Here is a 20,675-nt window from a genome sequence, read left to right on the forward strand (position 1 = left end):
ACATAAGCTCGAATAAGCAATACCTTCTTTACGACTATTCCTCTTCCAAGTCCGCTCTTACTGCGTACTTCACGCCAACGATACACAAAGCAAGCATCACAAAAGGAATCACCGCCGCCGTGTATTCGGTCCACACCTTATGAGAAAACGACTTCGCTAAAATTAAGTGAGCAAAAACTAATAAAAACGCGCTAAAGATAGCTACGGCTATCAACCTTAATTCATGTTTAACCAACTGTTTTTTCATCATCACCCCTATCAGAAATTCTAGTGATGATTGAAGCACGGCCCAAATAAATCACTCTGATACAATTGGAATGAAAAAAAGCTAAACAGTTGGTTTAGCGAAGCAGATCACCTAACTTCTTGATTGCACTTTCTAGTTTTTGATCAACAGGGAGTGAAGTATTTAACCTTAAACAGTTCTCATATTGTCCATCCATGGAGAACAACTGACCGTACGCGACCGTCACTTGCTCACCGAGTAATGCTTGATAAATGGCTTTACTACTTTTACCTACGGGCAGTTGTAACCATAAGAAATAGCCCCCATCAGGAAGATGAAATGTGACCTCCCTAGGTAAGTACCTCTTGACCATGTCAGCGAATACCTGTTGCCGCTGTTGTAGCGTCTTACGCAACTTTCTTAGATGATTGTCATAGCTGTCATTTTGCAGATAATGCGCAACCCCCTGTTGAATGGGCGCACTCCCCGATAACGTCGAGATTAATTGAAGTTTTTGCACCGCCTCATTAAAGCGTCTATTCACAACCCACCCTAATCGATATCCCGGGCATAAGTTCTTAGAAAAAGAACCGCAATGAAGCACGCGATCTTGTGAATCATAAGTTTTCAAAGAAGTTGGTTTCTCAATATCAAAATGCAATTCAGCGTACACATCATCTTCAATAATGTAGACATCGTATTTTTCTGCCAAGCGCACCACTTGTTCTTTTTTTGCTTCAGATAAAGAGCTCCCGGTTGGGTTATGAAAATTCACCATCAGCCAACACGCGCGCACATCATGTTCAGAAAATGCTTGTTCAAGATGATCTAATGAGTGTCCGTACTGCGCATCTACAGGTATTTCAATCACCTTTAAACCTAACCGCTCAACCGCCTGAAGAGCACCATAAAACGTCGGAGATTCGATAACCACCGTATCTCCTGGTTGAGTGACGGCTTGCAAGCTAAGGTTTAAGGCTTCCAATGCACCAGAGGTGATCACAACGTCATCATGAGAGAGAGAGTTGCCGCGCTGAATATAGCGCTGTGCAATTAAGCGCCTGAGTGCTTCGAACCCTGGAGGTAAGTTATCTAAAAGCGTATCCGGTCCCATTTTACGACCCGAGCTGGCTAGATTGCGGTTGAGCGCTTCAAGAGGGAACAGACAAGGCTCAGGAAAGGCAGAGCCCAAATGAGTCATATCAGGCGTCGCTTGGTGCTTTAAAAAAGCATACAATTCATCATTCAGTTTGGTGTGTGCCGTATTGTTAGTACCATTCACACTTTCGATCCGTTGCTGCTTTGCAGTCACATAATAACCCGACTGAGGTCTTGCTATTACCCACCCTTGTGCTTCTAACAATTGATAGGCTTGTAGTACAGTACCTGTACTAATTGAATAATTGCGACTTGTGACACGCAAAGAAGGTAATTTTTCCCCTGCCCTCCATGTATTCTTCTGAATCTGCGCTTTGAACAATTCGGCCAATTGATGATATCGATTCATGTATCCCTCTTTCACTTGCGAACGCACCTTAGCATACTTCGCGCCAGCATTCTGATATCGCAACGATCAATTTAGCAAGGTTATCGATAGCAATTCGCGATACAAAAATGCGGCATTATGTTCCATACTTTCAGTCGTATGACTTTTATTTCAGGAGGAAACGATGAAAGTTTTTACAATGGACGACCTCTCATATCGTGGCGCACACAAAGGTGTACATAGCTGGAACCACCCTGGCAGTAAAACCCCTTATTATTGGCATCCTGACTGGTTGCATATTGCCGAAGACGCATTAGGTGAACGCAAGAAAGCCGACCTAGAAGTGCCCGATGGCGAAACGGCGACAGAAGAACACGCAAAAACCGCTATTGTTAAACATATTAATGGCGAATAACTCATCACGCCCAAATCAACTGCCATCAATGCTGGACTACGAACGTCAAAACGAATGCCCACATCAAGGAGAAAAGTGGTAAGAAAATCAGAGACGAAATGTTGCTGAGTGAGAGGTGTGTATCGTCATGAGCGAGCTGCCTGCAAAATAAATTGAGATTTGTCACATTAATTCTTATCACGTTTGTTACATTTATATAGGAATGGTGATGCACACCTCAACTCATAAATTATGAGAGAAAACACAAATGACGAAATATAAAGAAGAAGACCTCAAATACAAAGGTGAATCCAACGGCGTACATTCTTGGAGCTCACCTTCAGGCCAGCCTTATTACTGGCATCCAGATTGGCTACACGTAGCAGAAGATGCGACGGGTTCACACCCCAAGCAAAAGCTTGAATTTGAGAAGTCTGAAGTACCAACAGAAAAGCACGCATTAACCGCGATTTTGAAACATATGAATGACTGGGCAACCGATAAACTTTCTTCTAACCCGGAGATTGAAACCAACGCGGTTGAGTCAGAGATTGAACTCAAAAAATAGGTTCATCGTAAAAATGCGAAAACTGAAACGGTAGTCAATGGTACAATTTTGTCGCTAAACAAAAACAGACACAAACTGCCGTTTTTTATACCCACTTATCCTCCTACCTGCACTCCGAGAGAGCTTTAGATAGTCACGATACAATTACATTCTCTAAATAGTCACCATTACTCACAATAAGCCAACCACCCTTGTGGGCTACATACGCTGTACTAAAATAATAGGCTATGAACCTAATCGTTCCTATAAAACATAGGAAGGTATATACTTTGGGGAATAAGCTAATTTATCGATATGCCAAAGCAACACTAGGTAGTATTGGGAACACCAGATGTTAATGAGAAAAATGGACGCACCGCATGATATGCAGGTAGGTGCATTATTTAAAACAAGAAAACACGGTTACGTCACTGTTGTAGAGTACTACAATACTCATACCGTCATTGTAGCTTTTGAAAATACAGGGAATATACGTGCAACGACTGCTGCAAAGCTTCGTAGTGGTCAAGTTTCTGATCGCTCCGTTCCACCTCAATCCTTGATGGTGGGTGAAAAAGTTGAATCGGTTAAATACGGGCTGCTTACTATTACTCAAGTCGAGGCTGATAATATCGTCGTTCTCGAGGACAGTCTCGGTAAAGAAGTTCGCATGTTAATGGCTTCGGTACAAAAACTTCGTGAACGGACTGATACCGAAGAAGATACTCATGAAGCTGTTATAGCACCTACGTCATTAACCGCACTGACTAAGCGAAATAAGAAAACCAAAGACATCAACAGTCTACTTAAAAAAATGCTTACAGATTACGGTAAGTAATTATAAAGTCATTAAGCGACATGACTATCTCGCCTACCCCATCCAAATTCTAAGCCGCATATTTTATTTAATACTCAATTCAATAGAAACTTTTAATAATTAAAAAAACCACCAAAAATAAGATCTACGTCACAAGATCAATCTGACTTTGTGACGAATAACCCATCAAATTAACCATATCTTAGCTATTCTTTTCTCGTCCAATAACAGAATAAGACAATATTCTTAATTACACCCTACAGGGAAATAATATTATGAAAAAAATAATGGTTGTATGCGGTAACGGTCTTGGTACCTCATTAATGATGGAAATGGCAGTTAAAGAAGTTGCCAAAAAAATGGGTCTAGAAGTCGAAGTTGATCATGAAGATCTTTCTTCCGCATCATCAAGCAAAGCTGATATTTGGGTTGCAGCCACCGATGTAGCAAGCCAATTAGCCGATCAGGGTAAACAGAATATTGTGAGCCTAGCCAATATTTTTGATAAAGAGTCAATTGAAGAGCAATTACAAAAATTTGTGTAAGGAATAGTAGTATGGCGAATTTCTTTGAGTTTATGCTGGGCATATTAAAAGAGCCCGCAATCATGGTCGGCCTTATTGCATTTGTAGGCTTAGTTGCTCAAAAATCCGATGTTTCAACAATTCTGAAAGGCACTGTTAAAACAGTCATGGGCTTCCTTATTTTAGGTTTTGGTGCCGGAGCCCTAATCGGTGCGCTAAATAATTTCTCTATTGTATTTATTGAAGCGTTTGGTGTCAGTGGTGTTATTCCAAACAACGAAGCGATTGTTGCACTGGCACAAGAAGCATTTGGCTACGAAATGGCCCTTATCATGTTCTTTGCTTTCATGGTGAATATTCTTCTCGCGCGATTTACTCCGTTAAAATTTATCTTCTTAACCGGTCATCACACCATGTTTATGTCAATGCTCGTTGCAGTTATCCTGTCAACGGCAGAAGTCAAAGGTGCGGCACTGGTAGCAGCGGGGTCAATCATTGTAGGGTCTTTGATGGTTATCATGCCCGCACTTGTGCAGAAATACACTGAAAAGGTTATGCAGACTGATCAACTCGCTATGGGTCACTTTTCTACATTCTCATACATCATTGCGGCTTTTATCGGCTCTAAGTTTGGTGACAAATCGAAATCAACCGAAGATCTGAAAGTACCGAAAAGTTTGATGTTTCTACGAGATACGCCAGTAGCCGTTGCCGTTACGATGGCGATATTCTTCTTATTCTCATCGATTTTTGCTGGCGGTGAGTTTGTAGAGTCTATCTCTGGAGGTCAGAACTGGGTCGTGTTTACGTTTATGCAATCTTTGGTGTTTGCGGGAGGTGTGTACATTGTACTTCAAGGCGTGAAGATGTTGATTGCTGAAATTGTGCCAGCCTTTAAAGGCATTTCTGACAAGCTTGTTCCAGGAGCAAAGCCTGCTTTGGATTGTCCGATGGTATTCCCTGTTGCGCCCAATGCGGTACTAATTGGTTTCTTATCTTCCTTTGCCGCCGGTATTATTGCCATGGCAATACAAGGGGCGCTGGATTTGACCATTATCGTGGCTGGTGTCGTTCCTCACTTCTTCGTTGGTGGCACCGCAGGCGTATATGGTAATGCCATGGGTGGCCTACGTGGTGCCATTTTAGGTTCTTTTACTCAAGGGCTGTGTATCTCGTTTCTACCAATGATGTTGTTACCAGTACTTGGGGGCTTAGGTCTTGAAGCAACGACGTTTGCAGACTTTGACTTCGGTGTAGTAGGACTAATTCTTGGGTGGATTGTTTCATGAGTATTTTTAATTTAATTGGCGATAACAGCATTGTTATTTCTACAGAAGAAAATTTAAGTGTTGATGCAGCATTAGATCTCACCTGCTCTAGATTAATTGAACAAGGCAAAGTTGAAAAAAGCTACCTAGAGGCGATTAAAAGTAAACACAAAGAAATCGGGGCGTATTATGTACTAGCCCCTAAGATTGCCATGCCACATGCTCGTCCAGAGGATGGTGTTAATGAAGCTTGTTTACAAGTCACTGTATTTAAAAATGGCGTTGACCTAGAGTCGGAAGATAATGGTGATGTGTATTTCTCGATAACTCTTGCAGCATTGGACTCGGATAGCCACATTCAAACCATTGTGGCCTTATCTGAGCTATTCCAAAATGATGAGGATATCGATGCAATCATTTCTGCAGAAAGCAAAGAAGAGATTATCGAGATACTGAAGAAATATTAACGGTTAACTACCACTGGTAAGCAATTAAGCCCTCAAATATACGAGGGCTTAATTTTTCAAACCTTTAACGCGCCGCTTCAATTCAATCTTAACTAATATTAATCGATGGGTTGTGACTTAATTCGTTCTATCGCATGGATGTAATATCTGGCAGTATCCCTAAGCCACCAATCCCTGAATTGTATGAATTCGAAAGAATGAGCAGCAACTATAAATTTTAAGATTCTTTGTCAACAAATAAATAAGTACATTCGCTTAGCCAAAATTGCATATTTAAACGTCCGACTACTCTCCCTCGACTAAAGCCCAGAAACATGCACAAAAGATCACCTGCGCCAGTGTAGATATCCTTTTTATTCGTAAGTGTTCACCAAACCCTATTGACATAAAAACTGTGACCTCTAGCACTTGATCCCACTTTAGGTATTGAGTGATCATTTTTGAGCTTCATCATAGTTATATGACTAGAAAAAAAGCTCCTAAATACCAAGACGCACCACCTAAAGTCTCTGATCTGAATGAGGCTAAGGTGCTTATTGATGAGCTGTGGGAGCAGCTCAGGCACTATGAAGATAAGCTTACCACTAGCTCCAAAAACTCTTCAAAATCGCCCTCATCAGACAGTCCTAAAGATCGCCATGAGCGAAAAAAGATGAAAGCTCTGGTGGTCGCAATTCGAGAGGAGCTAAAAAAGGCCACACAGGGCATCAACGAAAACTTTCCCCGTTAAAAGACACGGATATCATTATTGATTGCTTCCCTGATAGTTGTCCTTGTTGCGAACAGTCTGACATTGATGTTCATGACGGCCCTTACTACCGACACCAAGTCTTTGATATTCCCAAGCCCACTGTCGATATCACCGAATACCGTTTATTTTCAGGTCAATGTCGGCACTGCAAAGAAGCCGTCAAGGCTCAAAAGCCTGACGATGCATCACAAGGGATTATAGGGCCTAACTTATTAAGTTACATTGGGGTTCTTGCGGGGCAATATCACCTCAGTGTTCGAAAAATCCAATCTCTTCTCAAAGAACAGCTTGGCACAACCTTTTCAGTTGGCGCGATCAGCGAAGCTCAAACGAAAGTCGCTTCAATGCTAACGCCATTACATCAAGCGATAAAACAAGCATTAAAGAAAGCGCCTTTGATTCATGCTGACGAGACCTCTCATCACAGAAATGATGAACAAAGCCTTCGCTGGTGTTGGTTAGTGGCAAGTGATGACCTTGTCTATGAGCAAATACTTTATTCGCGCTCGACCTCATCAGCGAAAAAGGTCATTGATGAAGACTATGCAGGCATTGTGGTCAGCGACCAGTGCCCTAGCTATAACTGGATAGCCGCAGACCGTCATCAGTTATGTTGGGCACATGTGAAGCGTAACCTTCAGCAAATGGCGGATTATAGTGGCGGTGGCCACACCGCTTATATTGGCAGACATCTTTGTTTGCTGACGAACGCCATTTTCCATACTCGGCATCGTTATGAACAAGATGAGTTAAATTATGCGCTATACTTACGAAGAATGCGTAGGTTGCAGAAATCGTTCGATCATTGGTTGAGCAAAGGGACTGATGTCATGGTCAAGCGATATCGGGGGCGATGCAAGTTACTGCTCAAACATAGAGAGAGCTTGTGGGTTTTCCTCAAGATAGTGTCAATCCCCTTAACCAATAATGAAGCTGAGCGATGTATTAGAGGTTTTGTAATCCAAAGGAAAATCAGCTTCGGAACGACCTCGGATGCAGGCGATAAATTCCGCAGTAGGATACATACCCTCATCGAAACCTGCAAAAAACGTGGCTTGTCGGCAATGTCAGTGTTGAGTGAGATCATCACGGCTGTTGTGGCGAAGAGACCGTACCCCAACATCTTTGATCTATAGGCTGTTCCCCCCGTTAATATCGAGTCAAGTTACCTTGGTGAACGATTACTTTTATTCCTTGCCTAGCTGACGTTTTCATAGCAAAACTCTAATTATGTTAGATTTTCGTTTCAAATCGCAATTTTTTCAGGTTTTCTTTTCATGAACGGTTGTAACGAATATGGCTGAAAGGTATAAATATCACCAGACCCCTTCGATTAACATGGATGAAGATTATGTTTGAAAAAGTAGTTGCCGCTCCGGCTGACCCTATTCTTGGCCTGACTGAAGAGTTTAAAAAAGATACTCGTGCTGAGAAAATTAACCTTGGCGTAGGAATTTACAAAAACGAGCAAGGTGAAACACCAGTTCTTACGACTGTCAAAAAAGCTGAAGCAGCACTCATCGAGACTGAAACAACCAAATCTTACCTCACTATTGAAGGGACAGCAGAATACGGTTTAGCCGTGCAAAAACTGTTGTTCGGTTCGGATGCTGACATTGTTGCAGAAAAGCGTGCAAAAACGGCACAAGCACCCGGTGGTACTGGCGCACTACGCGTTGCTGGTGAATTCATTAAACGTCAGCTTGGCGACGTAAAAATCTGGATCAGCAACCCAACATGGGCGAACCACAATGGCGTATTCGCTGCGGCAGGTATCGAAACTGCACAATACAGCTACTACAATGCAGAAAGCAAAGATAAAGACTTTGATGCGATGCTAAGCGATTTACAAGCGGCAACGGAAGGCGACATCGTGCTTCTGCATGGCTGCTGTCATAACCCTACAGGCATCGACCCAACAGCCGAAGAATGGGAAGCACTGGCCAAGTTGGTAGCCGAGAAGAACCTTCTACCTCTGTTCGACTTTGCATACCAAGGTTTCGCTAAAGGCGTAGAAGAAGACGCTGCAGGTCTGCGTATTTTTGCTAAGTACAATAAAGAGATCCTCGTAGCGAGCTCATTCTCAAAGAACTTCGGTTTGTACAATGAGCGTGTCGGCGCATTTACGCTTGTAGCAGAGTCAGAAGAAGTGGCAACAACGGCTTTCTCACAAGTAAAAGCGATCATTCGTTCTATCTACTCTAACCCACCAGCGCACGGTAGCGCAGTTGTGACTCACATTCTAAACAACCCAGCACTACGTGCAGAATGGGAAGCAGAAGTCGCAGAGATGCGTGATCGTATTCAAGAGATGCGTGAGCTATTTGTTGCGACACTTAAGTCAGAAGGCGTAGACGCAGACTTTAGCTTTATTGAGCGTCAAAATGGCATGTTCTCGTTCTCTGGGTTATCAAAAGAACAAGTTAATCTCCTTAAAGATGAGTTCGCAATCTATATTGTCGGCTCAGGTCGTATTAGCGTTGCTGGCATGACTAAATCAAATATGGGCCCACTATGTAAAGGGATTGCAGCAGTTCTTTAAGTGACGTAAACCCATTATCAGAAGAAGCAAAAGGTCAGCATGTGCTGACCTTTTTATTTATCTTGACTTAATAAATGAACTTTAAACTCAAACCCACTTCATTAATGTAGTCCGAGCTTTCGCCGCTGTAATCAGTGTCTCGAAATTGGTAAAAAAGCCCACTGCCGATAACGTCGTGCCACTGATAATTAAACCCGATCTTGACGTTATTTTCGTCGACGATATCACTTCGATTTACTTCCACTTCTGCCGTTGCGATGAGCTTCTCACTCAACAAGTAGTTGACACCTACAGTAACAGCCTGGAGCAGTTCACTATCGGAAGATAACGTATTATCTGTTTTATCATTGGTTGCTTTGGCTTTGATTGCACCGACCCCGTATGTACCGTAGATATCGAATAGCGGAGTAATACCTTGACGATACCCACCACCAACTAACAAACGGTCAATTCGGAGTGTAAAATCATCCGGATGAAAAAACTGTGCCGAATAATCAACATTAAACAACCAATTATTGGTAAATAAATAGTTGCCGCCAAAATTAACTGTGGTCGCGTTAGAGTTATCTAACCATTCTTCGTTTGTGGTGCCTGCACCGACATCAAGATGAAGGTGCTCGTAACCAAATTTTTCACCTTGATCTACAGCTGAAGCGCTACTCACTACAGGTAAGACTGAAAGTAGCCCAAACACTAAACTTCTCACCATTCAACTTCCTTTTATGAGAGTTATCTAAACTTATGAGAACTATCTAAACACGATATGATGCTAAGACTTGAGAGTCTACATAGTAGTTGAAGTGCTGATTTCTTGCCGTGCGGTATGTCAGAATCTTACGACTGAGTATGAAAAACAAGGATCGAATAAGACTCTGTTTTAAAACTAAGTTAAGATTGCTTTATTATTTGCGAACCAAAAGGCACCTTGATGGATGCAGAACTTCTCGAGATATATAACTTTCTCGCCAAGTACCCCCCGTTCAATGAACTCCCAGAAGAAACACTGAACAAAGTGACTGAAAGCGTCGAAATATCGTACTATCGACAAGACACACCTATCATCCATTTTGGTGATTATATTCAGGATCTTTATGTGGTAAGGAGCGGTGTTGTAGAAGTTTATCGACGTAAAGGGGAGCTCTACAACCGTCTTGATGAAGGTGACCTATTTGGCCAGATGGGCATGCTAACTAATAACAAAGTTCGTTTTCCGGTCAAAGCCATTGAAGACTCTTTGCTCTATTGTATCCCGGGTGATGTATTCCAAGAAATTTACGATTCCTTTGACTCATTCGCAGACTTTGTTGAAGTAGAAAACAGCGCACGCTTACGACTTGCTATTTCAGAAAACAAAGATGCGAACGACCTTACCACATCGAAAGTGAAAACATTGCTAACTGGCGATGTACATACCATCGATCGCGGTCAAACGATACAACAAGCCGCTCAATTAATGGCAAATGATAACGTATCTGCCCTGCTCATCGTAGAACCTGACTTTGTTCGTGATGAAGACGACCCTCAGTCCCCTGTACTAGGTATTATTACCGACCGTGATTTGTGTACACGCGTGTTGGCAGAAGGGCTATCACCGCAAGACGACGTGTCAAGTGTGATGACGACCGAGGTAATGTCTCTCGACCACAATGCCTACATCTATGAGGCGATGCTGACCATGTTGCGCTACAACGTGCATCACCTTCCGGTGGTCAAAAATCAACTACCGATTGGCATTATCGAAACAACGGACATCGTCCGTTACGAATCGCAAAACTCATTGTTATTGGTGAGCAGCATTTTCCAACAACAAACCATTGAAGATTTAGCCGTGGTTGCTGAAGAGGTAAGCAGTAGCTTCGTGCGCCTGGTCAATGAAGATGCCAACTCTCACATGGTCGGCAGTGCAATGTCAGTGATTGGACGAAGCTTCAAACAGCGTTTATTGGAAATGGCCGAAGAAGCGCTTGGTCCCCCTCCTATCCCGTACTGCTTCCTCGCCCTTGGCTCTATGGGACGAGATGAGCAACTGTTGGTCACAGACCAAGACAACGCCATCATCCTTGATGATACTTATCAAGAAGAAAAGCACGGTAAATATTTTGAAGCATTAGCAAAATACGTCAGTGACGGGCTAGATGCTTGTGGATACAAATATTGTACTGGCGATATTATGGCGACAAACCCAATGTGGCGTATGACTCGTTCCGAGTGGGAAGAATGTTTTGCTGATTGGATTGACAACCCAAACCCGAAAGCACTACTGAACGCTTCTATCTTTTTCGATTTATATGGCGTTTATGGCCGTTTAAAATGGGCTGAGCAGTTAACCAGCTTTATTGTCCGCCGAGCACGTAAAAACAACCGATTTTTGGCTTGTTTGGCTCGCAATGCTCTTAACCGCACCCCACCTCTCGGTTTCTTTAAAGACTTTGTGATGGAGAAAGACGGCAGACATAATAACTCCATTAACCTCAAACGTCGTGGCACGGCTCCTTTGGTCGATTTGATTCGTGTCCACTCCCTAGCTGTTGGCTCCCGAGCACAAAACTCGTTCGAGCGTCTTGATGACATTATTGACGCCGGCATTTTGCCAAAAGGCCGTGCTCAAGATTTAAAAGACGCGTTAGAATTTATTTCTATGGTTCGCATTCGCCACCAAGCAACGGATGTTGAGCTGGGTATAGAACCTGATAACAACATTGAACCAGAAAACCTCTCTGAATTTGAACGTCGAAACCTAAAAGATGCTTTCCAGATTCTAAGTAATGGTCAGAACTTCCTTAAGTTCCGTTATCAAGCTAACAAGAATTTTAAGTGAGGTTTGCATGATTAAGAAGCTCTTTCAAAAGCCGACAATTCAATGGCCGACTAAGTTTGAGCAAAAACTTGAGCTTGCTAAAAATGAGAATTTAATCGCGTTTTATAGCAATAAACTGCCTGATCCAGAAACACCGCTTTCCGAAATTGAGTTCGTCGCTTTAGATTTCGAAACGACTGGTTTAAATCCAGAAAAACACGACATCATTACCATCGGTTTGGTTCCATTCAACCTGAAACGCATTTCCTTACGTGATTCGCGTCACTGGAAAGTACGACCTCGAAGAACGCTGGATGAGGATTCGGTTATTATTCATGGCATTACTCATAGCGACCTCATTGACGCTCCTGACTTAGGGGATATTTTAAGTGAGCTGCTACCGTGCTTAAGCGGCAAAATTGTGGTGGTACATTATCGCCGTATCGAGCGAGAATTTCTCGATATCGCCCTCAAAGCACGTATTGGTGAAGGGGTTGAGTTTCCAGTGTTAGATACGCTTCATATCGAAGAAACTATCCAGCAGAAACGTATAAGTTCATTATGGGAACGGTTAAAAGGGAAAAAGCCCGAGTCTTTGAGACTTGCTCAGTCGAGGCGTCGCTACGGCTTACCAGATTATACCCCTCACCACGCGTTAACGGACGCGATTGCCACTGCGGAGCTACTACAAGCGCAAATCGCCCATCATTACAACGATGATAAGCCCATCGGCGAATTGTGGTTGTAGTGACACCCGGTATAGAACCAACATGATAAAAATAAAAAAAGGAGCCATTTCGGCTCCTTTTTTGTTAGGTCAATTCACGCCACTACAACTTAAAGCGTTTGATCTCTTGTTCTAGCTCATGAGAAAGCTCAGAAAGATGCGCGGCTTGCTCTGCGGCTTGGTGAGCTTCTGTCGACAACTCATTCGACACGTCTCGGATACCTTCCGAGTTTCGAGTGATTTCTGTTGTTACCGATGCTTGCTCTTCTGCTGCAGACGCGATTTGCGTCGCCATATCATTGATACGTTCCACTGCGGTGTGGATCTGCGTCAGACTTGCTGCTGCCGAGTTCGCGTCATCAACACTTGTGTCAGCTAAGCGTCGACTATCACCCATGATACCAACGGCTTTCCCTGTTGTACCTTGGAGCATCTCGATGGTTTCTTGAATCTCTTGAGTTGATGCATGTGTACGTTGGCTCAATACACGGACTTCGTCAGCCACAACCGCAAAACCACGACCTTGGTCACCCGCACGAGCAGCTTCAATTGCCGCATTAAGTGCAAGTAAGTTCGTTTGTTCAGCAATACCTTGAATGGTCGATAGAATCGTATTAATGCTGTTACCGTGCGCTTCTAGCTCTTGGATAACATTGGTCGCGACTTGAACTTCTTGTGCTAAGTTCTGGATAGAAACTTGTGTCTGTTTGACTTGATTAGAACCATGTGAACAAGCTTGAACCGCTTCTTCAGAGTTACTTGCAGTGCTATCCGCATTACCAGCGATCTCTTGCGTTGCAGCGGCCATTTCATTCACCGCTGTTGCAACCATGTTGATTTCATCTTGCTGGTAAGAAATACGCTGACTACGCTCTTCAGCCTGCTGTGCTGTTGTACGAGCCTGCTCAGATAGCGCCGTGGATACATGGCTTAACTTGGTTACCATCGTATGCATATTACCTACAAAGCGGTTAAAGTTTTCAGCCAACTTACCGACTTCATCATCGCTGCGTGGTTCTAGGCGTTGAGTCAGATCGCCGTCACCAGATGCAATTTCTTCCAGTGCAACTGATACACGGTTTAAATCACGGAATAGGAAGCCAACTAACCAAGAAACAGCGAGAATCACCACAATGGTGATCATTACCGCAGCAATCAACAAGTCACGCAACAAAATAGCATGGCCAGCTTCTTCGGTTGCGCGATCCATTTCAATCGCGAACATCCAATTTGTACCAGATACTTTGTTGAAGTAATACATCTTCTCTTTGCCTTTGATGATGGTCTCTTCAATTCGACCTTCTTCAGCCGCGCGCTTAATTTCCTCTTCAGAGAAATCTGTTAGCACGCTGGTAATGGGCTTAAGCGTTAAACTTTTATCCGGATGGGCAAGGAAAGTACCTTCATTCATATCAATTAACATAGCGCGAGCATTTTTACCCGCATCTAAGTTAATCACGTCACTGATAAGTTGATCGATCAGTACGTCTGCCCCTACCACTCCAATAAACTGGCCATTTTTCATGACTGGCTCAGCAATGGTCACGAGAAGTGCATTCGTAATTGCATCTTGATAAGCGGCAGTGATGATCTGCTTACCGGCTGCATTGGCATCTTTATACCAAGGACGGGTGCGCGGATCATAATCAGCACGGTTACGCTCAGGATGAGAGCGATACATGTCACCGTTAGGCGTACCTAGGAATATATCGTCAAAACCACCAGATTTACGAGCTTGTTGTAAGAAAGGCACAACATCTTGCTCTGTCGAGTAGTCGTTGAATGCCGTAGCAATATCTTTGCGGATATTGACCCAATCAGAAATTCCTTCTGACGCCGTTGTACTTAGGCTTTGTGCACGTGAATAGACACCTGAACGAGTCTGATCAAACAATTGACCAGCCGACAACCAAGTAAGTGCTGTTGCCATCACAACAACAGCAGAAAGGCTTGCGCCAATAAGCTTTTGTTTTAATGATAAATTCATATTTATATTTTTTGAGTTGGGAGAACAGTTAAGGTGTGTGAATAATACACACTTTTTCATGACTATTCATTAAATTTAAAGAAAACACAATAACACATTAACTCTTTGTAATGCTTGAACTTTAATGTGACATTTTTTTGTCTGTGCGTCATAAAAACCACACACAAAAAAGCCAGCGATACGCTGGCTTTTAACTATTTGTTTCTCAGACAAAATGACCAAGTTACTGACGCTCGGTTCTCATTCCCATTAATAAGCTTACACACATTGCAAGCAGAACAAAGGTGAATGGCAATGCTGTTGATATTGCACCAGCCTGTAGGGCCTGAACCGCTTCCGAGCCACCAATCCATAGCAGAGCAACCGCAATTGCACCTTCCATGAATGCCCAGAAAATACGTTGCAGCACAGGTGCATCCACTTTACCACCAGCCGTGATGCTGTCGATGACCAGTGAGCCTGAATCTGAAGAGGTGATAAAGAATACCAATACCAGAACAATCGCAATGATAGATAGCAAGCTACCGAATGGTAAAGCATCAAACATCTGGAACATAGCCAGTGAAACATCGGTTAAACCATTAGCGCCCAAGTCACCAACTTTGTCGACAACTTGCTCAATGGCCAAGCCACCAAACACTGACATCCAGATCACCGTCACTGCGGTTGGTACAAGTAATACAGCAGTAATGAACTGACGTACCGTGCGACCACGAGATACACGTGCAATGAACATACCGACAAATGGTGACCATGAAATCCACCAAGACCAGTAGAATACCGTCCAACCTTGGAACCATGCTTCATCAGTCCGATCAAACGGCTGACTTAGCGGAATAATATTTTCTATGTACGCCATCAGCGTCGTAGGAATTGAACCCAAGCTTGCAGCCCAGCCAATTAACCCAACGAGAATCAGTAGTAAAAAAGCCACGACCATGTTGATATTACTGATGACTTTAACACCACCATCAATACCGCGTAACACAGAAACAACCGCAAGTAGAGTGACAACAGTAATAACAACAATTTGTAACCCTAGACCGGGCTCCACACCAAACACATGGTGAATACCGCTTGCTGCCTGTTGAGCACCAAGGCCTAATGATGTTGCTAAACCAAACAGCGTCGCTAGTACGGCTAAGATATCGACAATGTGCCCTGCCCAACCCCATGCACGGTCGCCCAGCAGTGGGTAGAAGATCGAGCGCATTGATAACGGTAGGCCTTTGTTGTAGGCGAAAAATGCTAAAGAAAGTGCTACAACGCTGTAGATTGCCCATGGGTGAAGACCCCAGTGGTACATGGTTGCACCTAACGCCAACCTAGCCGCTTCTGGTGTATTTGCTTCGACGCCTAATGGGGTTTCGTACCAACCCGTAAAGTAAGCAACCGGTTCTGCAACACTCCAGAACATCAAGCCGATACCCATACCTGCAGCAAAAAGCATGGCAAGCCATGACATAAATGAGTAATCAGGGACGGCATCCTTACCACCTAAACGGATTTTACCCATTGGGGAGACGATAAGTGCCAAACAGAAAATAACGAAAATATTACCTGCAATAATGAACAACCAATCGAATGAGCCAATGATCTTCCACTTAAGCCCGTCAAGTACCGTCTTTGCGGTGTGTGGATCTAACACTAATGCAGCGACAAGAAACAGCGCAATTAAACCTGCACTAATACCAAAAACAGGATTGTGAACATCAAAACCCCATTTTTGAACGTTGTCCTGACCTACCGTATAGTCGGTACTATCGATACTGTACTTATCTATACCTTTTGTCATCGTTCCTCTCTATTTTTGTACTATTTTTTACGCACCAAACAAAAAATCATTCGAACACGATACGTTTTGCGCCTCGTGAAAGCGCAAGATCCTATCACTTGAAACGTTTTTGTCTATCTTTCGCTATGAAAAAATCCGATAACTTACTTTTCAAGTAGAAATTTCCTCTACCAAAAGTACAAACCTTTGCCACAATAGTTAGACCACAAACATTTATTGCTATAATAATTTAGGTCTTTCTATTGCACATGCATGACGCAATGAAAATAAAGTAAAGAAGCTACTTAAGATTGTAGCGGTAATTTTTGAAGACCCCCCTTTAAATAAGGGCGTATTTAAGTTAGTGTCGCCTCGTTAAATGTACCTTACAGACTGGATGAAAAAATTGGAAAAGTACGAAGAAGTATTGGTCTCGATTCGTCAGATCATCCGCGCTATTGATTTACATTCTAAAAAACTGAGCAAAGAATCTGGATTGACCGCTCCACAGTTAATATTAATGCGTGCTATCAACGATTTAGATAACGTAACTATCAAACAGTTGTCTAGCCACACGAATATGAGCCAAGCGACCGCGACGACGATCCTAGATCGCCTAGAAAGAGGCCAGTTCGTTGAGCGCCAACGCAGTGTTCAGGATAAACGTAAAGTGCATGCTGTATTGACCGAGAAAGGCCAAGAGGCATTAAGACAAGCACCAACTCCGTTGCAAGAACACTTCATTCGCCGATTCCAAAAACTAGCAGAATGGGAACAAACTTTACTGCTTTCTTCGGTTCAGCGCATCTCAACTATGATGAACGCTGAAGATTTCGATGTCGCCCCAATGCTAGAGCTCGGTAGCATTACAAAATTAGATTAAGTTCTTCTTCTCCACCGAGTGCTCGCATTTAGCGAGCACTATTCAGTTAGCCCCATCTCAAACGCATACTTCGCCAACTCAGCCGTCGAGTGCAAATCCAGCTTATGCTTGATGTTATGCCGATGCGTCTCTACCGTTCGATAGCTAATACTCAATAATATCGCGATTTTTTTGCTGCTGTTCCCTTGGGCGACTAGCTTAAGTACCGCTTCTTCTCTGCGGCTAAGAGGATTGGTTTTTTGGTTAGCAGGCAGGACTTCTTGAGTAAATAACGTCTGCGTGACCGACTCACAAAAGTAAGTCGAACCTTGATTGACCGTTTTGATCGCTTGTACCATCTTGTCGGCCGAAATCTCCTTCAACATATACCCGACCGCACCGGCTTGCATTACTTTCATGATGTACTCACGATTGTCATGCATTGTCAGCATGAGTATTTTGCTCTCTGGCCGCTCCTCTTTGATAACGCCCGTTGCTTCAATGCCGTTCATTATGGGCATGCTGATATCCATAAGAATAACATCCGGCCTGAGGTGCTTCGCGACCTCAATCGCTTCTAAACCATTACTGGCGGTGCCGAGAACCTCAATATCAGTCTCCAACTCCAAACGTGCCATAAATCCATCTAATACGACTTGATGATCATCGACAATCACCACGCTAATCGGTTTATCCATAAACTAACTCATCCAAATTCAGCAGCACGGTAATTTCTGTCCCTAATCCAAGTTCACTCATAAGCTCAAACTCCCCACCTATAAACTCAACACGTTCTTGCATGTTTCTCAACCCAATGCCTTGCTGATGCACGGCTTGGTTGACCACAAAGCCAACACCATCATCACGTATGAGTAATTGCAGCATATTGCCCATTTTTTGCAAAATAACGGTGACTTTTTTCGCTCTAGCGTGTTTTTCAATGTTATTCAGAGACTCTTGAGCGACCCGATACAAGGTGGTGGCCACTTCCGAGGTCAATTTATACTGTTGGATATCAAAGTGATTTTCGATATCAATTCTGGAGTGCGAATGAAAGTCCTGCAATAAAGTCGTCAATGCTGCCTCCAAACCAATATCATCCAGAGCACTCGGGCGCAGTTGGTGGGAAATATGCCTCACCTCGTTTATCGCCGTCACCAAGGACCGTTGTGATTTGTCTAGGTGCGCTTTAAGCTTTTCATCTTCCAATCGGTGACTCATTAAATCCAAATGGCATTTGCTGGAAACTAACAACTGATTAATGCCATCATGGAGCTCACGCGCAAGATGCTTTTTCTCATCCTCCTGAAACATAACGGTTTTATGTGCTAACTCTTTGAGGTTTTTATCGGCAAGGCGATGTTCATGCAAATTAATCGCTAAAGTAAGAACAATGATGACTGCCACCGTCACGGCTAATATCATCACTACTGAGAAAAAGGTTGTTTCGATGTTTTGATTCACAGCAGCGCGCATATCGGCGATCTCTTGGCTCACATCTTCAATGTACAGCCCTGTGCCAATCATCCACTCCCACTTTTCAAGCCAAGCAGCATAACTGAGTTTGGGGACCACCTCTCCTGTAGAGGGTTTTTGCCATAAATATTGATGAAATCCACCACCCGATTGTGCTTGGTATAACAATGCCTCGATTAAACGGTCTCCATTTTCATCTTGTAAATGAAGCAGGTTTTCTCCGACTAACTCAGGCAAAACGGGATGAACGAGGTTAGTACCGTTTTTGTCGTATACAAAAAAATAACCATCCGAGCCGTAACTTAAACGATTTAAAATGGCCTTCACACGTGTTTTAGCGGTAGTTTTCTCTAGGGTTTGATCGTCATAGATATGAGAGATCGAATCAAATGCTACGTCTACGGTATCTTTTAACGCCGCTTCTTTTGATTGGATCAAGTTTTGATGAAAAATTTCTACCTCTCTAGTACCAAGCGTTTTGGTTTGATAGATAGAAATCCAACTGATACTGGCGGACACCAATACCACCGGTATCAGTGTTAACAGAATTAATTTTGCTTTAAGAGGCATCCCTTCCCTCCATGAAACGCTGCCTATACCCAAAATAAACTCAAGACGCCGAGTTCAGAACAACCGAGCATCTTGAAGTTATTTGGATATAGTAATCATCAGCAGCTTATCAACTTGCTTTGAAAGGTGAAAACTCTCAGTTCACAAAATCGCTTTTATTCCCACCCATTGTTTAACTCATGCCATAAAAGCCTGGAAAAAAGAGCAGTGAAGCCAGCACAACAACTTGAATAGCGATAAACGGCATTACGCCTTTGTAAATATCTCGCGTTGTCACGCCCGTAGGTGCTACGCCTTTTAGATAAAATAAACTGAAACCAAATGGAGGCGTTAAGAAGGACGTTTGTAAATTCATCGCAACAAGTATCGCAAACCAAGTCATGTTGATCCCCATGAGTTCAGCGACAGGAGCGATTATCGGCACAATGATGAAACAGATCTCGACGAAGTCTATAAAGAAGCCCAAAATCAAAATCACAACCATAGTGATAATAAGAAAACCCCACTTATCACCCGGTAACTCTAGCATCCACTCTTCAACTAGGTAATCACCACCTGTGTAGGTGAACGCCATGGAAAACGCTGTCGCCCCAAGTAAGATAGCAAAGACCATTGCTGTCACTTTAACGGTTTCTTTCGAAGCGTCGTAAACCATCGACCAACTAAACTGCTTATACAGCAGTGACAATACTATCGCGCCAGCACCACCAAGCGCAGCAGACTCGGTCGGTGTTGCAATCCCAGCGAAGATAGAGCCCAGAACCACGATAATTAATGCCAATGGTGGTATCACGGCTTTCAGTGCCTTAAACACCTCTTGCTTACGGCTGATAGACTCATCACGTTCAATCGCTTGCGCCGCTTGAGGGTTCAACTTGGCATAAATAAGAATGTAGATTACATAGGCGACCACTAAAATAATACCTGGCCAGATAGCCGCTTGGAAAAGGTCCCCGACAGGAACCCCAAGAACATCACCAAGCAGGATCAACACGATAGAAGGTGGAATAATTTGACCTAAAGTGCCGGACGCACAAATGGTTCCACATGCCAACCCTTTGTCGTAATTGTATTTCAGCATGACTGGCAACGAAATCAACCCCATTGCAACCACTGATGCCCCAACCACACCCGTTGAGGCGGCGAGCAATGCACCAACCAATACGGTCGAAATCGCGATACCACCACGTACGCCTCCGAACAGACGTCCCATGGACTCGAGCAATTGTTCTGCCAGTTTCGTTTTCTGTAACACCAACCCCATAAAAACGAACAGTGGGACGGCCATTAGCACCGTGTTTTCCATGATGGATTGAATACGATATGGCATGAACGCAAACATTTCTACGCCTTCAGCCCAAACACCGAAAATCAATGCGATCCCACCAAAAGTAAACGCAACAGGGAACCCGAGTAGAAGCGCAAATAACGCGACAAAAAACATCACTATACCGATCATC

At 43.4% G+C, this 20,675-nt stretch carries 19 protein-coding genes; 11 read left to right on the top strand and 8 right to left on the bottom strand.

Annotated features, from left to right (window positions below):
• Window positions 1-34: 34 nt before the first annotated feature.
• Both ATG66_RS13760 and ATG66_RS13765 read right to left on the bottom strand, forming a co-directional pair.
• A complete protein-coding gene (locus ATG66_RS13760) occupies window positions 35-247 on the bottom strand; it encodes a hypothetical protein (RefSeq protein ID WP_179885666.1) in 213 nt (70 codons plus the stop codon).
• 94 nt (window positions 248-341) lie between these two features.
• Window positions 342-1,733: an aminotransferase-like domain-containing protein gene (locus tag ATG66_RS13765; RefSeq protein WP_098415805.1), complete on the bottom strand. Its 1,392-nt coding sequence runs from the start codon at window positions 1,731-1,733 to the stop codon at window positions 342-344.
• A gap of 163 nt (window positions 1,734-1,896) precedes the next feature.
• Between ATG66_RS13765 and ATG66_RS13770 the strand changes: the two genes are divergently transcribed.
• The 8 genes from ATG66_RS13770 to ATG66_RS13805 all read left to right on the top strand — a co-directional run bounded on the left by ATG66_RS13770 (window position 1,897) and on the right by ATG66_RS13805 (window position 9,022).
• Window positions 1,897-2,127, top strand: a complete 231-nt coding sequence (locus ATG66_RS13770) for a hypothetical protein (protein WP_098415806.1) — start codon at window positions 1,897-1,899, stop codon at window positions 2,125-2,127.
• 247 nt (window positions 2,128-2,374) lie between these two features.
• Window positions 2,375-2,674 carry a hypothetical protein gene (locus ATG66_RS13775; protein WP_098415807.1) on the top strand — a complete coding sequence of 100 codons (300 nt, stop codon included), beginning with the start codon at window positions 2,375-2,377 and terminating at the stop codon, window positions 2,672-2,674.
• Window positions 2,675-3,011: 337 nt separating this feature from the next.
• The gene (locus ATG66_RS13780; protein WP_179885690.1) at window positions 3,012-3,491 is read left to right on the top strand and encodes a hypothetical protein; all 480 of its coding nucleotides are present in this window, start codon (window positions 3,012-3,014) and stop codon (window positions 3,489-3,491) included.
• Between the two features lie 254 nt (window positions 3,492-3,745).
• The gene (locus ATG66_RS13785) at window positions 3,746-4,015 is read left to right on the top strand and encodes a PTS sugar transporter subunit IIB (protein ID WP_098415809.1); all 270 of its coding nucleotides are present in this window, start codon (window positions 3,746-3,748) and stop codon (window positions 4,013-4,015) included.
• A gap of 11 nt (window positions 4,016-4,026) precedes the next feature.
• Complete coding sequence (locus tag ATG66_RS13790; protein WP_098415810.1) at window positions 4,027-5,283, top strand: PTS ascorbate transporter subunit IIC; 1,257 nt, start codon at window positions 4,027-4,029, stop codon at window positions 5,281-5,283.
• Complete coding sequence (locus ATG66_RS13795) at window positions 5,280-5,729, top strand: PTS sugar transporter subunit IIA (RefSeq protein WP_179885667.1); 450 nt, start codon at window positions 5,280-5,282, stop codon at window positions 5,727-5,729. Before ATG66_RS13790 ends, ATG66_RS13795 begins: the two co-directional genes overlap by 4 nt.
• Window positions 5,730-6,189: 460 nt before the next feature.
• Window positions 6,190-7,616 (top strand): IS66 family transposase gene (gene tnpC, locus ATG66_RS13800; RefSeq protein WP_098414497.1). Its coding sequence is split into 2 segments (ribosomal slippage): window positions 6,190-6,382 and window positions 6,382-7,616, totalling 1,428 coding nucleotides; the frame shifts between segments, so codons are not numbered across the junction.
• Window positions 7,617-7,831: 215 nt separating this feature from the next.
• Window positions 7,832-9,022: an amino acid aminotransferase gene (locus tag ATG66_RS13805; protein WP_098415812.1), complete on the top strand. Its 1,191-nt coding sequence runs from the start codon at window positions 7,832-7,834 to the stop codon at window positions 9,020-9,022.
• A 67-nt stretch (window positions 9,023-9,089) separates the two neighbouring features.
• Here the strand turns inward: ATG66_RS13805 and ATG66_RS13810 are convergent, their stop codons facing one another.
• Window positions 9,090-9,731: an outer membrane beta-barrel protein gene (locus ATG66_RS13810; RefSeq protein ID WP_098415813.1), complete on the bottom strand. Its 642-nt coding sequence runs from the start codon at window positions 9,729-9,731 to the stop codon at window positions 9,090-9,092.
• A gap of 219 nt (window positions 9,732-9,950) precedes the next feature.
• On the opposite strand from ATG66_RS13810, the gene ATG66_RS13815 reads away from it, so the two are divergent.
• Entirely contained in the window at window positions 9,951-11,840 is a 1,890-nt protein-coding gene (locus tag ATG66_RS13815) for a DUF294 nucleotidyltransferase-like domain-containing protein (protein ID WP_098415814.1), read from the top strand.
• Window positions 11,841-11,847: 7 nt separating this feature from the next.
• Window positions 11,848-12,567, top strand: a complete 720-nt coding sequence (locus ATG66_RS13820) for a 3'-5' exonuclease (RefSeq protein WP_098415815.1) — start codon at window positions 11,848-11,850, stop codon at window positions 12,565-12,567.
• A gap of 82 nt (window positions 12,568-12,649) precedes the next feature.
• On the opposite strand, the gene ATG66_RS13825 is transcribed toward ATG66_RS13820, so the two are convergent.
• Both ATG66_RS13825 and ATG66_RS13830 read right to left on the bottom strand, forming a co-directional pair.
• Window positions 12,650-14,533 carry a methyl-accepting chemotaxis protein gene (locus ATG66_RS13825; RefSeq protein WP_098415926.1) on the bottom strand — a complete coding sequence of 628 codons (1,884 nt, stop codon included), beginning with the start codon at window positions 14,531-14,533 and terminating at the stop codon, window positions 12,650-12,652.
• Window positions 14,534-14,756: 223 nt separating this feature from the next.
• Window positions 14,757-16,328, bottom strand: coding sequence for a BCCT family transporter (locus tag ATG66_RS13830; RefSeq protein WP_098415816.1), 1,572 nt, complete (start codon window positions 16,326-16,328; stop codon window positions 14,757-14,759).
• 385 nt (window positions 16,329-16,713) lie between these two features.
• Between ATG66_RS13830 and ATG66_RS13835 the strand changes: the two genes are divergently transcribed.
• Window positions 16,714-17,190: a MarR family winged helix-turn-helix transcriptional regulator gene (locus ATG66_RS13835; RefSeq protein WP_098415927.1), complete on the top strand. Its 477-nt coding sequence runs from the start codon at window positions 16,714-16,716 to the stop codon at window positions 17,188-17,190.
• Window positions 17,191-17,228: 38 nt separating this feature from the next.
• On the opposite strand, the gene ATG66_RS13840 is transcribed toward ATG66_RS13835, so the two are convergent.
• The 3 genes from ATG66_RS13840 to ATG66_RS13850 all read right to left on the bottom strand — a co-directional run bounded on the left by ATG66_RS13840 (window position 17,229) and on the right by ATG66_RS13850 (window position 20,674).
• On the bottom strand, window positions 17,229-17,867 hold the full coding sequence (locus ATG66_RS13840) for a response regulator (protein WP_098415817.1): 639 nt from the start codon (window positions 17,865-17,867) through the stop codon (window positions 17,229-17,231).
• Window positions 17,860-19,215, bottom strand: coding sequence for a cache domain-containing protein (locus tag ATG66_RS13845; RefSeq protein ID WP_098415818.1), 1,356 nt, complete (start codon window positions 19,213-19,215; stop codon window positions 17,860-17,862). Before ATG66_RS13845 ends, ATG66_RS13840 begins: the two co-directional genes overlap by 8 nt.
• 172 nt (window positions 19,216-19,387) lie before the next feature.
• Window positions 19,388-20,674 (bottom strand): TRAP transporter large permease, encoded by a 1,287-nt coding sequence (locus ATG66_RS13850; RefSeq protein WP_098415819.1) that lies wholly within the window; start codon window positions 20,672-20,674, stop codon window positions 19,388-19,390.
• Window position 20,675: the final 1 nt, after the last annotated feature.

The sequence above is a fragment of the Vibrio sp. ES.051 genome (genome assembly GCF_002563795.1).
In the GTDB taxonomy this organism is placed as follows: Bacteria; Pseudomonadota; Gammaproteobacteria; order Enterobacterales; family Vibrionaceae; genus Vibrio.

Excerpts from the sequence above, each read along its gene's own strand:
- ATG66_RS13760 (WP_179885666.1), bottom strand. The coding sequence starts at position 247 with ATGAAAAAACAGTTGGTTAAACATGAATTAAGGTTGATAGCCGTAGCT.
- ATG66_RS13765 (WP_098415805.1), bottom strand. The coding sequence starts at position 1,733 with ATGAATCGATATCATCAATTGGCCGAATTGTTCAAAGCGCAGATTCAG.
- ATG66_RS13770 (WP_098415806.1), top strand. The coding sequence starts at position 1,897 with ATGAAAGTTTTTACAATGGACGACCTCTCATATCGTGGCGCACACAAA.
- ATG66_RS13775 (WP_098415807.1), top strand. The coding sequence starts at position 2,375 with ATGACGAAATATAAAGAAGAAGACCTCAAATACAAAGGTGAATCCAAC.
- ATG66_RS13780 (WP_179885690.1), top strand. The coding sequence starts at position 3,012 with ATGAGAAAAATGGACGCACCGCATGATATGCAGGTAGGTGCATTATTT.
- ATG66_RS13785 (WP_098415809.1), top strand. The coding sequence starts at position 3,746 with ATGAAAAAAATAATGGTTGTATGCGGTAACGGTCTTGGTACCTCATTA.
- ATG66_RS13790 (WP_098415810.1), top strand. The coding sequence starts at position 4,027 with ATGGCGAATTTCTTTGAGTTTATGCTGGGCATATTAAAAGAGCCCGCA.
- ATG66_RS13795 (WP_179885667.1), top strand. The coding sequence starts at position 5,280 with ATGAGTATTTTTAATTTAATTGGCGATAACAGCATTGTTATTTCTACA.
- ATG66_RS13805 (WP_098415812.1), top strand. The coding sequence starts at position 7,832 with ATGTTTGAAAAAGTAGTTGCCGCTCCGGCTGACCCTATTCTTGGCCTG.
- ATG66_RS13810 (WP_098415813.1), bottom strand. The coding sequence starts at position 9,731 with ATGGTGAGAAGTTTAGTGTTTGGGCTACTTTCAGTCTTACCTGTAGTG.
- ATG66_RS13815 (WP_098415814.1), top strand. The coding sequence starts at position 9,951 with ATGGATGCAGAACTTCTCGAGATATATAACTTTCTCGCCAAGTACCCC.
- ATG66_RS13820 (WP_098415815.1), top strand. The coding sequence starts at position 11,848 with ATGATTAAGAAGCTCTTTCAAAAGCCGACAATTCAATGGCCGACTAAG.
- ATG66_RS13825 (WP_098415926.1), bottom strand. The coding sequence starts at position 14,533 with ATGAATTTATCATTAAAACAAAAGCTTATTGGCGCAAGCCTTTCTGCT.
- ATG66_RS13830 (WP_098415816.1), bottom strand. The coding sequence starts at position 16,328 with ATGACAAAAGGTATAGATAAGTACAGTATCGATAGTACCGACTATACG.
- ATG66_RS13840 (WP_098415817.1), bottom strand. The coding sequence starts at position 17,867 with ATGGATAAACCGATTAGCGTGGTGATTGTCGATGATCATCAAGTCGTA.
- ATG66_RS13845 (WP_098415818.1), bottom strand. The coding sequence starts at position 19,215 with ATGCCTCTTAAAGCAAAATTAATTCTGTTAACACTGATACCGGTGGTA.
- ATG66_RS13850 (WP_098415819.1), bottom strand. The coding sequence starts at position 20,674 with ATGATCGGTATAGTGATGTTTTTTGTCGCGTTATTTGCGCTTCTACTC.